At 66.3% G+C, this 17,223-nt stretch carries 14 protein-coding genes; 6 read left to right on the forward strand and 8 right to left on the reverse strand.

Annotation, left to right across the window (positions count from 1 at the left end):
• The first annotated feature begins 239 nt into the window (after positions 1-239).
• The gene (locus ACTZWT_RS19305; RefSeq protein WP_444771300.1) at positions 240-2,048 is read left to right on the forward strand and encodes a carbamoyltransferase family protein; all 1,809 of its coding nucleotides are present in this window, start codon (positions 240-242) and stop codon (positions 2,046-2,048) included.
• 4 nt (positions 2,049-2,052) lie between these two features.
• On the opposite strand, the gene murJ is transcribed toward ACTZWT_RS19305, so the two are convergent.
• The 4 genes from murJ to ACTZWT_RS19325 all read right to left on the reverse strand — a co-directional run bounded on the left by murJ (position 2,053) and on the right by ACTZWT_RS19325 (position 7,103).
• A complete protein-coding gene (gene murJ, locus ACTZWT_RS19310) occupies positions 2,053-3,582 on the reverse strand; it encodes a murein biosynthesis integral membrane protein MurJ (protein WP_444771301.1) in 1,530 nt (509 codons plus the stop codon).
• A gap of 176 nt (positions 3,583-3,758) precedes the next feature.
• Positions 3,759-4,910, reverse strand: coding sequence for a DegT/DnrJ/EryC1/StrS family aminotransferase (locus tag ACTZWT_RS19315; protein WP_444771302.1), 1,152 nt, complete (start codon positions 4,908-4,910; stop codon positions 3,759-3,761).
• 67 nt (positions 4,911-4,977) lie between these two features.
• A complete protein-coding gene (locus tag ACTZWT_RS19320; RefSeq protein ID WP_444771303.1) occupies positions 4,978-5,976 on the reverse strand; it encodes a Gfo/Idh/MocA family oxidoreductase in 999 nt (332 codons plus the stop codon).
• A gap of 134 nt (positions 5,977-6,110) precedes the next feature.
• Positions 6,111-7,103: an NAD-dependent epimerase gene (locus ACTZWT_RS19325; RefSeq protein WP_444771304.1), complete on the reverse strand. Its 993-nt coding sequence runs from the start codon at positions 7,101-7,103 to the stop codon at positions 6,111-6,113.
• Between the two features lie 202 nt (positions 7,104-7,305).
• Between ACTZWT_RS19325 and ACTZWT_RS19330 the strand changes: the two genes are divergently transcribed.
• Together ACTZWT_RS19330 and ACTZWT_RS19335 are read left to right on the forward strand one after the other, a co-directional pair.
• Positions 7,306-8,265 carry a lysylphosphatidylglycerol synthase transmembrane domain-containing protein gene (locus tag ACTZWT_RS19330; protein ID WP_444771305.1) on the forward strand — a complete coding sequence of 320 codons (960 nt, stop codon included), beginning with the start codon at positions 7,306-7,308 and terminating at the stop codon, positions 8,263-8,265.
• Between the two features lie 57 nt (positions 8,266-8,322).
• Positions 8,323-9,345, forward strand: coding sequence for a glycosyl transferase (locus tag ACTZWT_RS19335; protein ID WP_444771306.1), 1,023 nt, complete (start codon positions 8,323-8,325; stop codon positions 9,343-9,345).
• On the opposite strand, the gene ACTZWT_RS19340 is transcribed toward ACTZWT_RS19335, so the two are convergent.
• Genes ACTZWT_RS19340 through rfaD form a run of 3 tightly spaced genes read right to left on the reverse strand, consistent with a single transcriptional unit; the run spans position 9,346 to position 13,799 of the window.
• Complete coding sequence (locus tag ACTZWT_RS19340) at positions 9,346-11,289, reverse strand: SDR family NAD(P)-dependent oxidoreductase (RefSeq protein WP_444771307.1); 1,944 nt, start codon at positions 11,287-11,289, stop codon at positions 9,346-9,348.
• A gap of 31 nt (positions 11,290-11,320) precedes the next feature.
• The gene (gene rfaE1, locus ACTZWT_RS19345; RefSeq protein WP_444771308.1) at positions 11,321-12,793 is read right to left on the reverse strand and encodes a D-glycero-beta-D-manno-heptose-7-phosphate kinase; all 1,473 of its coding nucleotides are present in this window, start codon (positions 12,791-12,793) and stop codon (positions 11,321-11,323) included.
• A 25-nt stretch (positions 12,794-12,818) separates the two neighbouring features.
• A complete protein-coding gene (gene rfaD, locus ACTZWT_RS19350) occupies positions 12,819-13,799 on the reverse strand; it encodes an ADP-glyceromanno-heptose 6-epimerase (RefSeq protein ID WP_444771309.1) in 981 nt (326 codons plus the stop codon).
• Positions 13,800-13,986: 187 nt separating this feature from the next.
• On the opposite strand from rfaD, the gene waaF reads away from it, so the two are divergent.
• From waaF to ACTZWT_RS19365, 3 genes are all read left to right on the forward strand, one after another.
• On the forward strand, positions 13,987-15,063 hold the full coding sequence (gene waaF / locus ACTZWT_RS19355) for a lipopolysaccharide heptosyltransferase II (RefSeq protein ID WP_444771310.1): 1,077 nt from the start codon (positions 13,987-13,989) through the stop codon (positions 15,061-15,063).
• A gap of 67 nt (positions 15,064-15,130) precedes the next feature.
• Positions 15,131-15,718, forward strand: coding sequence for a D-sedoheptulose 7-phosphate isomerase (locus tag ACTZWT_RS19360; RefSeq protein ID WP_444771311.1), 588 nt, complete (start codon positions 15,131-15,133; stop codon positions 15,716-15,718).
• Complete coding sequence (locus tag ACTZWT_RS19365) at positions 15,715-16,266, forward strand: D-glycero-alpha-D-manno-heptose-1,7-bisphosphate 7-phosphatase (protein WP_444771312.1); 552 nt, start codon at positions 15,715-15,717, stop codon at positions 16,264-16,266. Before ACTZWT_RS19360 ends, ACTZWT_RS19365 begins: the two co-directional genes overlap by 4 nt.
• Here ACTZWT_RS19365 and waaC read toward each other — a convergent pair.
• A complete protein-coding gene (gene waaC / locus ACTZWT_RS19370; RefSeq protein WP_444771313.1) occupies positions 16,263-17,207 on the reverse strand; it encodes a lipopolysaccharide heptosyltransferase I in 945 nt (314 codons plus the stop codon). The genes ACTZWT_RS19365 and waaC overlap by 4 nt on opposite strands.
• Positions 17,208-17,223 lie beyond the last annotated feature (16 nt).

The raw sequence follows: 17,223 nt of genomic DNA on the forward strand, positions 1-17,223 counted from the left end.
GCTAAACGGTTTCAACCGCAACAAGTTCATTGGTGCACTGCGGCAATTCGATGTCCGTGCCGCGCGCCGATATGCACGTCCAGCAACGCCGGCAAAGACGTGTTCAAGGACCCGGCGGATACTATATTAACGACACTCGAATACCGACTCTGAACCGCAACCCGTTGCGGATCGACTTGAACAACACGAGATGCCCGTCGCGATGTCCGCGCCGGGCCCGACCTCCAGAAACACGGTCAATGGCAAATCAGCACATCTACATCCTCGGCCTCAACACCTACGATCACGATGTCAGCGCCGTATTGTTGCGTGACGGCGAGATCGCTTTCGGCATTCTGAAGGAGCGCATCACCCGCGAGAAGCACGCCAGCGGCTTCTACAAGGAGGTGATCGACTATGTCCTGACGGCCGAAGGCATCACCATGGCCGACGTCGATCTGGTGGTCCGCAATTGCTACATCCTTCCGGTCCAGGAGATGGAGGACCGGCTGATGTATCAGGACATGCCGGCGTTCCTGCCTGAATACGAGCGCGGCGATGCCGGCCAGCACGCGCTGTTCCGCACCACCTCGAACAAGGTGACGACGATCTCGCATCATCTCGCGCACGCTTACAGCGCGTTTGCGGTGTGTCCGTTCGAAGAGGGCGTGGTCATGATCGTGGACGGCGTCGGCAGCTATCGCTCCGATGTCGACGAGGAATTTCCCGGCGACAGCGCCTCGCCGCTCGCCCGCGAATCCGAGAGCTACTACAAGTTCAGCGGCAGCAAGCTGGAGTGCCTGAAGAAGGTCTGGATGGAGCCCGAGCGCGGCTTCCTCAGCGACGAATTCTACAACATGCCCGGCCTCGGCGCGTATTACAGCCGCGCTTCGACCTACGTGTTCGGCGACTGGAACAAATGCGGCGAGCTGATGGGGCTGGCGCCCTACGGCCGGCCCGGCGCAATTCCGCCGATGCTGCAGATCGAGAACAACAAGCTGACGGTGCCACACTGGACGCCGGAGCTGAACCAGCCCTTCATCATGGACTCCCCCGGCAAATGGGAGAGCCACCCGGCGATGAAGCATTGGGAGGACCTCGCCTGGCGGGTACAGGACGATACCGAGCGCGTGCTGCTGGAGCGGGCGCGCTGGCTGCGCGAGACCACCGGCGCAAAGAACCTCTGCATCGCCGGAGGCGTGGCGCTGAACTGCGTCGCCAACGGCCGGATCGCGCGCGAGGCCGGCTTCGAGAATGTCTGGATCCAGCCTGCCGCCGGCGACGACGGCATCGCGATCGGCTGCGCCTATTACGGCCATCTCGCAATCCAGCAGAAGCCGCGCGCCTTCGAGATGAAGCACGCCTTCATCGGCCGCGCCTACAGCGACGGCGAAGTCGAGGCGGCGACCAAGCGATTCTTCGTCAAGCCGCAGATCAACGTGATCCGCAGCAACAGCGTTTACAAGGAAACCGCGAAGCTGCTCGCCGACCAGAAGGTGATCGGCTGGTTCCAGGGCTCTTCCGAGTTCGGCCCCCGCGCGCTCGGCCATCGCAGCCTGCTCGCCGACCCGCGCAGGCCGGAGATGAAGGACATCCTCAACAGCCGCGTGAAACATCGCCAACCGTTCCGTCCCTTCGCGCCGATCGTGCTGAAAGAACGTGCCGACGAAATCTTCGAAGGCAAAGGCGATTCGCCGTTCATGCTGGTGGCGAAGCCGGTGGCCGCAGCATGGCGCGACAAGATTCCCGCGGTGGTCCATGTCGACGGCACCGCGCGGGTGCAGACGGTGGACGAAGAGACCGCCCCGGACCTCTATTACATCCTGAAGGAATTCGAGGCGCTGACCGGCGTCCCGGTGCTGGTCAACACCTCGTTCAACATCAAGGGCGAACCGATCGTCGAGACGCCGCGCGATGCGATGGCCTGCTTCCTCACCACCGGCATCGACCATCTGGTGATGCACGACACCATCGTGTCGAAGAACAAGGCGCACCGTTTCATCAATCCGGTGCTGGAAGTGTATTCCGACGTCAGCAGTCTGGTCCGCTCCACGACCCGCGTGGGCTGAGAGCTCAGCCCCGCAGCAACGTCTTGATCCAGCGCGGCCCGAACAGCGCCAGGATCAAGGCGCCGTAGACCACGGCGCCGACGCCGATCAGCAACAGCAGCGCGGCCTCGTCGCGCAGCGACGGCAATTGCGCGAGATACGGCGCGGCGAACCATGCGGTCGCCCACAGCGCCGCGCCGAGCAGAGCGCCGGTCGCCAGGAATTTGACGATCGCTGACGTGAGCGCGCGGTCGAATTCCAGATAGCCGGCGCGCACCGAAAAGAAGATCACCAGCAGCAGGTTGATCCATGCCCCGGCGGCGGTCGCCAGCGCGAGCCCGACCTGCGCCAGCGGCCCCATCAGCAGCACTTTCAGCACCACATTGGCGGCGACGCCCGTGAGCGCCGCCTTGACCGGAGTCGCGGTGTCCTTGCGGGCGTAGAACGGCGCCACCGCGCTGCGGATCAGCACGAAGGGAATCAGCGCGATCGCATAGGCCGCCAGCGTCGCCCCGGCCGCGATCGCGTCCGCCCGGGTGAAGGCGCCGCGCGCGAACATCGCCCGCATGATCGCGTCCGGCACGGTGAGAAACGCCGCGACGAAGGGCACCGAAAACAGCAACGTGAATTCGAAGGCGCGACGCTGCGAGGCCTTGGCGCCGGCATCGTCGCCGGCGGTAAGCTGCCGCGACATCTCCGGCAGCAGCACCGTGCCGATCGCGATGCCGATCACGCCGATCGGCAGCTGGTTGAGGCGATCGGCGTAGTACAGCGCCGACAGCGCGCCGACCGGCAGGAAGGTGGCGATGATCGTATCCGCGAACAGCGCGAGTTGCGTCCCCATCGAGCCCACCGTCGCCGGTCCGAGCGCGCGGAAGAAGGCGCGTACATCGACGTCCAGCTTCGGTTTGGCGAACCGCGGAAGCCCGCCATGCAGCGACAGGTCGCCGGCGAGCAGAAAATACTGCAGGAAACCGGAGATCAGCACGCCCCAGGCCGCGGCGTGGCCGGCGGTCGGGAAGAACGCCGCCAGCGCCAGCGTCGCCATCATCGAGATGTTGAGGAAGATCGACGCCGCGGCGGCGCTGGCGAAGCGCTGCATCACGTTAAGGATGCCGCCATACAGCGTCACCAGCGTGATCAGCAGCAGATAGGGAAAGGTGATTCGCGTCAGCTCGATCGCCAGCGCGCGCTGCGCCGGGTCGTCGGTGAAGCCCGGCGCCAGGATGCTCATCATCTGCGGCATGAAAACGAGCGCCACCGCCAGCAGCACAAGCTGCGATGCGAACAGCAACGTGAAGATGCGGTCGGCGAACAGCCTCGCGGACGCCTCGCCCTTCTCGCCGTGGACATGCGCATAGGCCGGCACGAAGGCGGCGTTGAAGGCGCCCTCGGCAAAGATCGCCCGGAAATGGTTGGGCAGCCGCAGCGCCACGAAAAAGGCGTCGGCGATCGGCCCCGCGCCGAGAATCGCCGCGAGCAGAATGTCGCGGGCAAAGCCGGTCACACGCGACAGGAGGGTAAAGCCGCCGACGGTGAAAATACGCCTGAGCATAGGCTCGCTTCTACAGGAAGCGGCGAGACCGCAAAACCGGGAATGAGTGCCGAGAGCCCGGCTTCCCCGCAGTCATTCCGGGGCGCGCCCAAGGCGCGAACCCGGAATCCCGCGATTGTGCGGGTTTCAGATTCCGGGTTCGCTCGCTTTCGCGAGCGCCCCGGAATGACGGTGCTTTAGCGTCCCACCGCGCCGCGCACGGCCGCGATGACGCGATCCTGGGTGGCCTCGTCCAGATAGGCGTGAACCGGCAGGCTGATGACGTCCGCAGAGAGCGCCTCACACACCGGCAGACCACCCTCGGCCACCGGGAACATGCCGTAAGCGGACTGCATGTGCACGGATTTGCCGTAGTAGACTGCGGTCGGCACGCCTTGCGCCTTCAGCGTTGCCGCGAAGGCGTCGCGGTCCGTGCCCCTGGGCAGCCGGATGGTGTAGCAGGCCCAGATCGACGTATTGCCATCGGCAACGCGCGGCACGGTCACGATGTTGCCGAGGCTTTGCGCATAGCGTTCCGCCACCTTGTTGCGGGCCACGATCTCGTCGTCGAAAATCTTCAGCTTCTCGAGCAGCACCGCGGCCTGGATGGTATCGAGCCGGCCGGTCAGGCCGAGGCGGATATTGTCGTATTTATCGGAGCCCTGGCCGTGCACGCGGATGCTGCGCAGATCGGCGGCGAGTTGGTCGTCGTCCGTGAAGATCGCGCCGCCATCGCCATAGCAACCGAGCGGCTTCGCAGGAAAGAAGCTGGTCGTCGTCGCGGCGCCGAAAGTGCCGAGGCGCTTGCCTTTGTACCTGGCGCCCATGCTCTGCGCCGCATCGTCGAGCACGAACAGGCCCTCGGCCTCGGCGATCGCGGCGATCGCGGCGTGGTCCGCGGGTTGGCCGAACAGATCGACGGGGATGACCGCCTTCGGCCTGAGGCCGAGCTTTTTGGCTGTGACGATGGCACGCTTCAACGAGGCGATGTCGATGGTGAACGTGGCTTCGTCGACGTCGACCAGGATCGGCGTCGCGCCCGTGCGCGCTGCCGGCGAGACCGTGGCGCAGAAGGTGAAGGACGGGCAGAACACCGCATCGCCAGGGCCGACGCCCTTGGCCATCAGCACCATCAGCAGCGCGTCGGTGCCGTTGGCGCAGCCGATGACGTGCTTGGCGCCGGTATAGGCCGCGAGCTTGGCCTCGAACTCCGCGACTTCCGGGCCGCCGATGAACTGGCAATGCGCCAGCACGCGACCGACGGCATCGTCGATGGACTGGCCGATCCGGCGGCGCTGGGCGCCGATGTCGACGAAAGGCACGGGATCGGTACGAAGATGCTGGTTCATGGCACTCGGCTTGATGAATCGGAACGACAATGCGCCTGGCGGCGCGCGATGAGACTTGGCGCGTGCCCTAACCAGCGGCGCGCAGCGGCGGCTTGCGGCCACCGGCGGCGGCCTTGACCGGCTGCTCCAGGCACTGGATGGCGATCTCGAGGCTGGCGACCCCCTCTTCGCCGGTCACGGCGGGCACACCGTTGGTACGGACGGCGTTCAGGAAGGCGATCAGTTCGGCGCGCAGCGGCTCGTCGTGGCCGACCGGCAGATGCCGCATCGAATAGCTGCCGTCGGCCTTGAAGCCGAAGCACTCGGTCACTTGCCGCGTGAGCAGATCGCCCATCACATACTTTCCGCGGGTCGCGACCGTGACGGTGCGCGCTTTGAACGGCGTCAGCCAGTTGGTGTTGATGTGGGCGAGCACGCCCGAGGCGGTCCGAAACTGCAGTAGCGCGATGTCCTCGCGCTCGGCGATCGCGCTGGAAAGCTGCGGCTGGACCTCGGTGATCTCGGAATCGGTGAACCAGCGAATCAGGTCGATGTCGTGGACGGCGAGATCGATCACCACGCCGACATTGGACATTCGCGGCGGGAACGGCCCGACCCGGGTGATGCCGATCGACAGGATGTCCTCATTGCGAATCGCCTGCTTGATTGCGGCAACCGCCGGGTTGAAGCGCTCGACATGGCCGACCATCAGCGTCACGCCGGCCTTGCGGGCGGCTGCGACGATCTCGCGCCCCTCTGCGACGGTCGAGGCGATCGGCTTTTCCACCATCGAATGGATGCCGCGGCCGAGGCAGGTCAGGGCAATCTCGTGATGCAGATGCGTCGGAGCCGCGATCGTCACCGCATCGACGCCGGCCAGCAGCAGTTCGTCCACTGTCGAAAAGGTCCGGCAGCCAATCAGCTCGACCGCCCGGTTGCGGTGCTCCTCCAGCGGATCGACGATGCCTACCAGCATCACCCCCGGCAGCCCGGCCAGCACCCGCCCATGGTTGGTTCCCATCACGCCGGCGCCGATGACGCCGACCCGGAGCGGGGATTTTGTGGCCGAATCAGATGGGGACGTCATGGCGTGAATGCCTCGGAAATGAGCGATGCGGCTTCCTAGCATGTCGCCACAGATGTGGCGATGAGCCCCGGAAATTGCCCAAACACGTTTTGATTCAGAGAATTACAACAGTCGTCTGAGGCCTGCGGGACACATTAGACATTGTAGTGGGCCCGATACCAGGCCACGAACGCCCTGATCCCTTCCTCGATCGCGGTTTCCGGCTTGAAACCAACGTCCCGCATCAAATCGTCGACGTCGGCGAAAGTCTCCGGGACGTCGCCCGGCTGCATCGGCAGCATCTCCTTGAGCGCAACGCGGCCGAGTTCCTGCTCGAGCAGGCCGACGACGTGCATCAGCTCCTCCGGACGGTGGTTGCCGACGTTGTAGATTCGCGCCGGCGCGCCGGCGGCACGGCCTTCAACGCCCGCCGGAACCCGGTCGATCAACCGCAGCACCACGCGCGTGACGTCGGCCACATAGGTGAAATCGCGGCGCATCCGGCCGTGATTGAACAGCTTGATCGGCCGCCCCTCGGTGATCGCTCTGGCAAACAGGAACAGCGCCATGTCCGGCCGATACCAGGGGCCATAGATGGTGAAGAACCGCAGCCCCGTGGTCGGCAGCCGGTAGAGGTGGCTGTAGCAATGCGCCATCAGCTCGTTGGCCTTCTTCGACGCGGCGTACAGGCTGATCGGATGGTCGGTGCGGTCGTCGACAGAGAACGGCAGCTTGGTGTTGGCGCCGTAGACCGAAGATGACGACGCGAAGATCAGGTGCCGGCAGCCGTTGTGGCGGCAGCCTTCGAGCACGTTGAGAAAGCCCTCGAGATTCGAATCCGCGTAATCGTGCGGATGGCTGAGCGAATGCCGGACGCCGGCCTGCGCCGCGAGGTGGATGACCACCGGAAACCGCCGCTCGGCGAACAAGGACGCCGTCGCCGATCGATCGGCGAGGTCGCCCCGGACGAAGGTGAAGCGCGGGTGTTCGCGCAACAGGTCGAGCCGCGCCTGTTTCAGCGCGGGATCGTAATAGGCGTTGAGGTTGTCGAGGCCGACCACCTCACGTCCCGCCTCCAGCAATTCGCGCGCGACATGATAGCCGATGAAGCCCGCCGCTCCGGTGACCAGTACGGTTGTTTCCACCATCGCGCCCTCGAACCTGGACCTGCGGACCATCGGCCGCCCAAAGCGCGCCTGTTTAGCCACCGGTACGCCGGGGCGGCAAGGGCTGCGTGCGCTGCACTTGCAAGATCAGCCCCGAAACCATACCAAGGCGGCGACTTTCGCAGCGCTGCCGGCGTGTTCGCCGCGCTGCAGGCTTCTTGCAACCTCCGACCCCGCGAGTCCCATGCGCCGGTTTCTGCTTTCTGCGGCCAAGATCCTGGTTTCGGCGGCGCTGTTGTACTTCGCGCTGCGAGAGACCAATTTTGCCGACCTCACGGCGCGGCTCAACCTCGAAAGCGCCGGCTGGCTGGCGCTCGCGCTGGTGGTTGCCGTGCTGCAGATCTTCGTCGGCGCGCTGCGCTGGCGCGTGGTCGGCGCCGATTGCGGCGCACCGCTGAGCACGATGCGGGCGATGCGCTACAACATGATCGGGTCGTTCTTCAACCAGACCCTGCCCTCGGCGATCGGCGGCGACGCGATGCGGCTGTGGCTGGTGGCCCGGGCCGGCGCCGGCTGGCGCGCCGCGACCTATTCGGTGTTCGTCGACCGCGCCATCGGCCTGATCGCGCTTGCTGTGCTGATCCTGGTCACCCTGCCGTGGTCGCTCAACCTGATCGCCAATCCCGAAGGCCGGCTCGGACTGGTGCTGCTCGATCTCGCGGCCCTGACGGCGGGGCTGGTATTTCTGCTTCTGCACCTCTTGCCGTTCGAACTGCTGACACGGATCTGGGCGACACGACACTTCTACACCTGCTCGCAGATCGCGAGCCGAATCCTGTTCCGTCGCGGCAATGGTCCCATCATCACCGTGGCGTCCCTGCTGATCCACGTGCTCGCCGTGACGATCGCCTGGTGCGTCGCGCGGGCGATCGACGCCCCGGCCGAGTTCGGCCAATTGCTGCAGTTGATTCCGCCGGTGATGCTGATCACCATGATCCCGATCTCGATCGCCGGCTGGGGACTGCGCGAAGCCAGCATGGGCCTCGCATTCTCCTATGCGGGACTGGGCTCGAGTGAGGGCGTCAATGTCTCGCTGCTGTTCGGCGCGGTGTATTTCGTGGTCGGCGCGATCGGCGGACTGATCTGGGTGGTCAGCGCCGAGAAGGCGGCCAAGGGCGACGTTGCTATCGACGTTCCGGAATAACGGCATGGGCGCGGGCGCAAGGCGGGAATCGCTCGTGCCTGCGGCAGGCAGCGACGCATGACCGCTTCTTCCGCCATTGCGTCGCTCGCCGCCATCGCGCTCGCCGCCATCGCCTGCGCGGCCCTGACCTCCGCGATCATGCCGCTGCTCGTCCGCTATGCCCTGGCCCGCCCGAATGCCCGCTCGTCGCATCGGGAGCCGACGCCGCAGGGCGCAGGCATGGCCGTCATCGCCGCCACGATTGCCGTCGCCGGCGGAACGATCGCGCTGGCCTCGCCGGATGCACATCTGCCCGTATTGCTGTTCGGCGCGACGGTCCTGATTGCGGCCGTCGGCGCGGTCGACGACATCCGTCCGATTCCGGTGCTGCCGCGGCTGGCGCTGCAGGCCGTGGGGGTCGGCGCGGTGATCTTCACGATGCCCGCGGATCTTCAGATCCTTCCGCACGTCCCTTTGTGGATCGAACGCGCCGCGTTGCTGATCGCAGGGCTGTGGTTCGTGAACCTCGTCAATTTTATGGACGGGCTCGACTGGATGACGGTCAGCGAAGCCCTCCCGATCACCCTGGCGCTGGTGGTGCTCGGGCTGCTGTTCGGCGCGCTCCCCGTCGCGCCGACGCTGATCGCCGCGGCGCTGGGCGGCGCCATGCTCGGCTTTGCGCCGTTCAACCGGCCGGTGGCACGGGTTTTTCTCGGCGATGTCGGCAGCCTGCCGATCGGGCTGCTGCTCGGCTGGTGCCTGCTGCAGCTGGCTTTGCAGGGCCACGTCGCAGCCGCGCTGCTGCTGCCCCTGTACTACCTCGCCGACAGCACGCTGACTCTGCTGCGCCGCATGTTGAAGCGCGAGCCGTTCTGGCTCGCCCACCGCACCCATTTCTATCAGCGTGCAACCGATCATGGCTTCGCGGTGATCGAGGTGGTCGGGCGCGTCTTCGCGCTCAACCTGCTGCTCGCGGTTCTGGCGGCGGCGTCGGTGGCGCTGGATTGGATCGTCGCGGACGCCGTCGCGCTGGTCTGCGGCGCGGCGGCCGTCGCCGTTCTGCTGGCGCAATTCGCGCGGCAGCGTTCGGGTGCAAGCTAACTACTTCCGCGCTTCGATTCTGGCGGCAGGCGCGCTGTCGCCGGCGTGATATTCCGGAACGGCATCCTTGAGGATTGCGACGACGTCTGCGTGGCGACTTGCGGCGATCGCCGCCTGAAGCCCGGTCAGCCACGTCCGCAGCGTCTCGAGCGGCAGTTCGTTGGGCCGCGCCGCGACGATGCCGGGGATGCCGATCTCGGTGAAAGGCTCCTCTTTGGCGAACAGAATCTCGTTGAGCCGTTCGCCCGGCCGAATGCCGGTGAAGACGATGTCGATATCGTAGCCCGGTTGCAGGCCCGACAGCCGGATCATGCGTTCGGCGAGATCGACGATCTTGACCGGCTGCCCCATGCTCAGCACGAACACCGAAGCGTCCGAATGCTGCGCATTCAGCGCGTGCGTCGCAGCGGTGATGACGAGATCGCAGGCTTCGCGGATCGTCATGAAGTAGCGCACCATGTCCGGATGCGTCACCGTCACCGGGCCGCCGGCCTCGATCTGCGCCTTGAACTTCGGCACAACCGAGCCGTTCGACGCCAGCACATTGCCGAAGCGGACCGAGATCAGCCGCATCGGCGGCGTGTCGCCGGAACCGCTCGCGAGTTCGCGGTCCATCGCCTGGCAGTAGATCTCCGCGAAACGCTTGGTGAGGCCGAGCATCGACACCGGCTCGATCGCCTTGTCGGTCGAGATCATCACCATCGCTTCGGCGCCGGCGGCGCGCGCGGCGTCGGCGACATTGACCGAACCGAAGATGTTGGTCTTGACGCCCTCGCCCCAGTCGCGTTCCAGGATCGGGACGTGCTTCAGGGCGGCGGCGTGGAATACCAGATTCGGCTTGAACTCCGTGACGAGTTGGAAGATGCGCTCGCGGTCCCGGATATCGGCGATCCGACCCTCGACCACGGTCTGTGTAACCTTGGCGGAGAGCGTTTCGATCGCGGCGTGCAGCGCAGGTTCGGAATTCTCGATCACCAGCAATCGGGCAGCGCCGAACGTCGTGACGCGATCGCACATTTCCAGACCGATCGAGCCGCCGCCGCCGGTGACGACGATCGATTTCCCCTTGAGCAATCCTTCGAGGCGGCGATAGTCGATCTTGACGCTCGGCCGCAGCAGCAGATCCTCGACCGCGACCGGCGCCAGCCTCGGCGTATCGCGGCTCTCTTCCAGCGAGGGCAGCCGGCTGACGACGAGCCCGAGCTTGCGCGCCCGCATCAGCACCGCTTCCGGCTGGGCGTCGGCTTCGAACGCTGACGGCGTCATCACCGCGCGCTCGATCGGCCGCGTGCGATTGGCGAAATCTTCGACGACATTGGTCAGATCGTCGATCCCGCCCAGCACCGGAATGCCGCGAATGGTCTGCCCCCGATCCGATTTCGCGGGCGACAGGATGCCGACCGGCCACAGCCGCTTCACCGCCCCGCTTTCGATCCCGCGCAGGAACACTTCCGCATCGGCCGCGCGGCCGATCAGCAGCGTCGGCGCCGCGTCCATGGTCAACGCCTTGTTGCGGGTCCGCGTGTAGCGGAAATAGCGATAGGCGAGCCGCGAGCCGGAAAGGAAGGAGACCTCGAGGAACCAGTAGATGACGATGGTGGTCTTGCCGAGGAAGAAGGTGCCGTAGACGTTCGGCGCCAGAAAAATGTAGTCGAGCAGCAGCAGCGCGACCGTCAGAACGCTGGCGGCGCGCAGGATGTTCAGCAGATCCGGGATCGAAACGAACCGCCACTTGGTGGTGGTGAGCTGGAACGCGTAGCAGACGAAGAAACTGAAGACGACGAAGTAAGGCAAGATCTGCAGAAGCAGCGGCAGCCGGTCCAGCAGATTTTCGCCATCGAACCGCAGAAAGAAGCTGAGGACCACGGCGATCGCGGTCACGCCGGCGTCGTGGATCGCGATCAGCCAGTTGCGGTAGGTGAACGACGAGATCTTGGTCAGCATCTCTGGTCTCGCCTTGGAGCTGCGCGACGCATCATGCCGTGCCCTCGCGCGCTTTTTCGACCAGCGATGTCGTGCTGAACCCCGGCAGCACGTCGACCAGCAGCACCTCCCCGCCTTTGGCCGCGACGATCTCGTGGCCGACCACCTGCTCGCGGGTGTAGTCGCCGCCTTTGACCAGTACGCTCGGCTCGATCCGCGTGATCAGCCTCAGCGGCGTGTCCTCCCCGAAGATCGCCACCAGATCGACCGCCTCGAGCGCGGCCAGCACTTCGGCGCGCGCGCGCTCGTTCTGCACCGGACGGCTCTCGCCTTTCAGCCGGCGCACCGAGGCGTCGCTGTTGAGGCCGACGATCAAACGATCGCAGGCGCCGCGCGCGGCGGTCAGCACCTTGACGTGGCCGGGATGCAGAATGTCGAAGCAGCCGTTGGTGAAGCCGACGCGCAGCCCTTCGCGCCGCCACTCGGCGAGACGCAGATCGAGGTCGGCGTCGCTGCCGATGATCTTGTCTTCCGCCGCGAGCGAAGCGTGCGGCAGGATCTTGCGCCGCAGCTCCGCCGGCGTCACCACCGCGGTGCCGTTCTTGCTGACGGCGACGGCAGCCGCGGCACTCGCCGCCCGCATCGCGGTCGCCCAATCCGCACCCGCTGCGAGAACCACCGCCAACACCGCGGCGACCGTGTCGCCGGCGCCGGAAACGTCGCGCACTTTCACCGGCAACGCCGGCACGTGAATCGGGTCGCCGCCGCGCGGCACCAGCGTCATGCCGTGCTCGCTCCGGGTCACCAGCATTGCCTCGCAATCGGCGGTCGCGATCGCGTCCTGCGCCGCCGCCGCGATTTCTTCTACCGTGTCGGCCGCGCTCCGCGTCGCGGCGACGAATTCCTTGCGGTTTGGCGTCAGCAGCGTCGCGCCGCGATAGATCGCGAAATTGGCGCTCTTCGGATCGACGATGACCCGCTTGCCGAGTCTTCGCGCGGACTCGATGACCGTCGCGATCACGCGCGCCGTCAGAACCCCTTTGGCATAATCCGACAACAGCACGATGTCGGCGCGTTCGAGCTGCGGCAGGATGGCGTCGAGTAGCCGCTGTTCGATTTCGCCCGGCGCGGCCGAGGCGGTTTCCCAGTCGGCGCGCAGCATATGTGTGGAGAAATGCTCGGAGACGAACCGCACCTTCCGGGTGGTCGGGCGAGCCGGGTCGCACACCAGCAGCGGATTGATCCGCGATTCCCGCGCGAGCGCCGCGCTCAGCGTCCGGCCCGCCTCGTCGTCGCCGATCAGGCCGACGAAAATGCAGCGCGCGCCGACCGCCGCGATGTTGCGCGCGACGTTGCCGGCGCCGCCGACATTGATCTCGCTGCGTTGAACCGCGATCACCGGCGCCGGCGCTTCCGGAGAGATCCGGGACACCTCGCCATAGACGAATTCGTCGAGCATCACATCGCCGATGCACAGCACCGTCGTCCGGGCAATCGATTGCAGCAGAGTGTCGAGATTGAACATCGAATTCCACGCGGTTGAAGCGCGATCAGCGGAAGCGATCGCTGCCGTCGAGGTAGCCGTTGACGTAGGAAGCGACCGCGTCTTCGAGCGGCGTGAAGCCGCCATTATAACCCGCGGCGCGCAACCGGTCGCCTTCGCTCTCGGTGAAATACTGATAACTGCCGCGAATCTGTTCCGGCATGTCGATGTAGTCGATTTGCGGCGGCGTTCCGAGCGCCGAATAGGCCGCCAGGATCAGATCCCGGAAACTGCGGGCATGGCTGGTGCCGACGTTGAACAGGCCGCTCACCGACGGCGTCGCGAACAGCCACATCATCACCCGGACGACGTCGTCGACATAGATGAAATCGCGGCGCTGGTCGCCGTCGGCGATGCCGTCGCGGTGCGACTTGAACAGCTGCACCACGCGCCCGGCCTTGATGTCCTCGAAGCGTCGCGCCAGCACGCTCGCCATCGTTCCCTTGTGGTATTCGTTGGGCCCGAAAACGTTGAAGAATTTCAGCCCGGCCCATTGCGGCGGCAAAGGCTCGCGGCGTCCAGCACGCTCCAGCACCGCCAGATCGAACAGGTGCTTGCTCCAGCCGTACAGATTCATTGGGCGCAACTGCTTCAGGGCGGCGAGCGACGGATCATCGCTGAAACCTTGCGCACCATCGCCATAAGTCGCGGCGGAGGACGCGTAGATGAACGGCACCTTGTTCTCGGTGCACCAGTCGAGCAGCCGCATCGACAACCGGAAGTTGGTGTCGATCACCAGATCGCCGTCGGTCGCGGTTGTTTCCGAGATCGCGCCCATGTGAAACACCGCATCGAGCCGGCGGCCTTTCAGCCAGTCCGAGAGCTCGGCGGGCGGCACGACGTCGGCGAGCTGGCGCTTGGCGAGGTTCTTCCATTTGCCGTCATGGCCCAAGAAATCGCACACGGCCACATCGCTGCGGCCGGCGTCGTTGAGCGCCGCCACAATGTTCGATCCGATGAAACCGGCGCCTCCGGTGACCAGCAGCATGACTTCCCCGCCTCGATTTGCGCGGCCACCTTTGCCCCACTCCGTCCGGGCAGGCAACTTGAACTCCGAATTTCCACGACCGGAAACCAGGTTGCGGCCGAAATCCCGGCTGGACGCCGGGCGGCGCAAGCGCTAACCGGCATCATCGCGTTCAACTCGGGGGTATCATCCTCCGCCAGACAGCGTAATGAATTACGATTCACTCAAAATCAGCCTGGCCGCGGCGGACGATCGCGCGGAAACCAGCCCTGTCTTGTTGATCCCCTATATGTGGATCGGCGATTTCGTGCGCTGCCATACCGTGGTGCGGGTCCTGAAGGACCGCTGGCCGGACCGGCCGGTCGACGTCCTGACCACCACGCTGTGCGCGCCTCTGGTGGATTACATGCCCGGCGTGCGTCGCGGCGTCGTCTGGGACCTGCCGCGCAAGCAGCTCGCGCTCGGCCAGCAGCGGGCGCTCGCCGCCAAACTTCGCGAACAGAATTATGGCGCCTCGCTGGTGATGCCCCGCACCTTCAAATCGACCATCGCGCCGTATCTTGCCGGTATCCCAAACCGCACCGGCTTCATCGGCGAGGTCCGGTTCGGCCTGCTCAACGACTGGCGGCGCGGCGAGAAGGCGCTGCCGCGGATGATCGACCGCTGTGCCGCGCTGGCGCTGCCGGCCGGCATCGACCTGCCGATGGATTGGCCGGAGCCGCAACTCGTTGTGCCGCCGGCCGAGATCGCCGCCTGGCGGCGGGCCAACGGGCTGGAGGGCCGGACCGCCGTGGCGCTGGCGCCGGGCGCGGTCGGCCCCTCGAAGCGCTGGACTTATTATGCGGAGGCCGCAAAGGCGCTGGCCGACCGCGGCCTCGACGTCTGGGTGATCGGCGGCCCGGGCGAGAGCGAAAAGGCCGCCGAAATCGTCGCCGCGGCCGGCCCGCGCGCGCGCGACCTCACCGGCACCGATCTGCGCAACGGCATCATGGCGCTGGCGGCAGCCGATCTGGTGATCTCCAACGATTCCGGCCTGCTCCACGTCGCCGCCGCGATCGGCAGCCGCACCATCGGGATTTTCGGCCCGACCAGCGCCTGGCACTATGCGCCGCTCAACCCGATCGAGGCGGTGATCGAGACGAGGACCGAGGTGCCGTGCCGGCCATGCCACAAGCCGACCTGCCGGATGGTGCACCACAAATGCATGCGCGACATCCCGGTCGAGGACGTCATGGCAGCGGCGCTGCGGGCGCTCGGCGCCGCCGGCCTGGCCCCGGCGCAATAGGCCGCGACTTGCACCTGCCCCTGCCCTGCGCTTAACCAGTGCCGACCCCTCAGCTTTCAGGTGTGAATTGAGCCAGGACCGGATCGCCGCCCATTTCCACAGCTCGCTCGCGGCGATGACCGCTGCCGCGAACGACCAAGCCCTGCTGTCGGCGTCGCGCGCCATTGCGGCGGCGTCGATCAAGGCGCTACGCGACGGCCGCAAGATCCTGATCGCCGGCAATGGCGGCAGCGCCGCCGATGCCCAGCACATCGCCGCCGAGATCATCGGCCGCTACAGGCATAACCGCCCGGCATGGCCGGCGATCGCGCTGACCACCGACACCTCGGCGCTGACCGCGATCGCCAATGATTACGGCTTCGACCGCGTGTTCGCCCGACAGGTCGAAGGGCTCGGTCAGCGCGGCGACGTCTTCATCGGCATCACCACCTCGGGCCGTTCGCCGAACATTCTCGCGGCGCTGACCGTCGCCCGCGAACGCGGCCTCGTCACCATCGGCATGACCGGCCCCGCCGGCGCGTCGATGGCCGCACTGTGCGATCATCTGCTGGTGGCGCCAGGCGCCGAGACCGCTTTGGTGCAGCAGATCCATCTGATGGCCGCGCATGCGATCTGCGACGAGATCGAAACCTCGCTCGGCTCGACCAAGGCATGACGACCGGCCCGGCAGCGCTGCGACGGCCGGCGGCGTTTCTCGATCGCGATGGCGTCATCAACTACAATGATCACTACATCGGGAGCCGCGAGCGGTTTCGCTGGATGCCGGGGATCGCGTCGGCGATCCGCCGGTTGAACGAGGCCGGCTACTACGTCTTCGTCATCACGAACCAGTCCGGCGTGGCTCGCGGCCTATTCAGCGAGGACGACGTCCAGGCATTGCATCGCTGGATGCTGGACGAACTGCGCAAGCAGGACGCGCGGATCGACGACATCCGCTACTGTCCGCATCATCCGGACGGCATCGTCGAGGCCTATCGGCGGGCGAGCGACGACCGCAAGCCGAAGCCCGGAATGATCCTCGATCTCGCGCGCGCCTGGCCGGTGTTGCTGCCGGGCAGTTTCGTGATCGGCGACAGCGACATCGACATTGCGGCCGCGCAGGCAGTCGGCCTTCCGGGCTTTCTGTACACGGGCGACGATATCGACGCCTTCGTCGCCGACGTGCTCGACAAGATGGTGCGCGGCGGCGCTGCCCAAAACTAATCGAGCAGCCTTTCGGCGGCCTCGATCGCCTGCCGTGCCGAGGGCGCGCCGCTCTTGCCGCCGAGCACGCGCATCGGGCCGCTGCCGACCGGGCCGGTGAGTCCCGGATCCGTCGAGACGTAGATGCCGACCAGCGGCACCCGATAGGCGGCGGCGAGATGCATCAGGCCGGTGTCGACGCCGATCACTAGTGCGGCATTGGCGATCACCTGCGCGGTGAGATCGAGCCGCTGCCGCGGCAGCACGCGGCTGCCGGCGATGGCGCTACATAACTTCTCTGCGAGTTGCCGCTCGGCCTCCGTGCCCCACGGCAACACGACCTGCACGCCGCGGCCCTGCAGCCAGCGGCCGGTCTCGATCCAGTCCTCGGCGCGCCATTCCTTCGATGCCCGCGACGTGCCGTGCAGCAGCACCGCATAGGCGCTCTCCTGCGCGCCCTGTGGGCGGATCAGGCCGTAGTCGATCTCGGCCGGCGGCTGATAGCCGAGCGCGAGGCCGGTGAGTAAGCGATTGCGCGCCACCGCATGCAGATCGCGCCGGACTGTGTGGTGAACATTGTAGAACCGCGCGGCCAGCGGCTCGCGGATGCTGGCGGCGTCGTAGCCGTGGCGCTCCCCATGCGCGAGGCGCGCGATCACCGCGGAGCGGATCAGTCCCTGGGTGTCGATCACCTTGTCGAAATCCGGTTCGCGCAGCCGCGTACCGAATTCGCCGATCTCACGCCAGGTCGCGCGCGTTCCGAGTTGCGATCGCCACCGTCGGGTCGCCACGGCAATCACATCCGCGACTTGCGGATGCAACCGCGCCAGCGGCGCGAAGGCCTCCTCGACCACCCAGGACAACCGCAACCCGGGAACCGCGCGCGCGGCGTCGGTCATCGCGGGCATCTGATGCACCACGTCGCCGAGCGAGGAAGTTTTGATGATGAGAATGTCCGACATCGCCGCCGATGGCCGC

Source organism: Rhodopseudomonas sp. NSM, from assembly GCF_052445935.1.
In the GTDB taxonomy this organism is placed as follows: domain Bacteria; phylum Pseudomonadota; class Alphaproteobacteria; order Rhizobiales; family Xanthobacteraceae; genus Rhodopseudomonas.

Bases quoted from the DNA above. Each gene is read 5' to 3' on its own strand.
- rfaD (WP_444771309.1), bottom strand. From the start codon at position 13,799: ATGCTGCTGGTCACCGGAGGCGCCGGTTTCATCGGATCGAACATTGTG.
- waaC (WP_444771313.1), bottom strand. From the start codon at position 17,207: ATGTCGGACATTCTCATCATCAAAACTTCCTCGCTCGGCGACGTGGTG.
- ACTZWT_RS19315 (WP_444771302.1), bottom strand. From the start codon at position 4,910: ATGAACCAGCATCTTCGTACCGATCCCGTGCCTTTCGTCGACATCGGC.
- ACTZWT_RS19365 (WP_444771312.1), top strand. From the start codon at position 15,715: ATGACGACCGGCCCGGCAGCGCTGCGACGGCCGGCGGCGTTTCTCGAT.
- waaF (WP_444771310.1), top strand. From the start codon at position 13,987: ATGAATTACGATTCACTCAAAATCAGCCTGGCCGCGGCGGACGATCGC.
- ACTZWT_RS19335 (WP_444771306.1), top strand. From the start codon at position 8,323: ATGACCGCTTCTTCCGCCATTGCGTCGCTCGCCGCCATCGCGCTCGCC.
- ACTZWT_RS19305 (WP_444771300.1), top strand. From the start codon at position 240: ATGGCAAATCAGCACATCTACATCCTCGGCCTCAACACCTACGATCAC.
- ACTZWT_RS19330 (WP_444771305.1), top strand. From the start codon at position 7,306: ATGCGCCGGTTTCTGCTTTCTGCGGCCAAGATCCTGGTTTCGGCGGCG.
- ACTZWT_RS19320 (WP_444771303.1), bottom strand. From the start codon at position 5,976: ATGACGTCCCCATCTGATTCGGCCACAAAATCCCCGCTCCGGGTCGGC.
- ACTZWT_RS19325 (WP_444771304.1), bottom strand. From the start codon at position 7,103: ATGGTGGAAACAACCGTACTGGTCACCGGAGCGGCGGGCTTCATCGGC.
- murJ (WP_444771301.1), bottom strand. From the start codon at position 3,582: ATGCTCAGGCGTATTTTCACCGTCGGCGGCTTTACCCTCCTGTCGCGT.
- rfaE1 (WP_444771308.1), bottom strand. From the start codon at position 12,793: ATGTTCAATCTCGACACTCTGCTGCAATCGATTGCCCGGACGACGGTG.
- ACTZWT_RS19340 (WP_444771307.1), bottom strand. From the start codon at position 11,289: ATGCTGACCAAGATCTCGTCGTTCACCTACCGCAACTGGCTGATCGCG.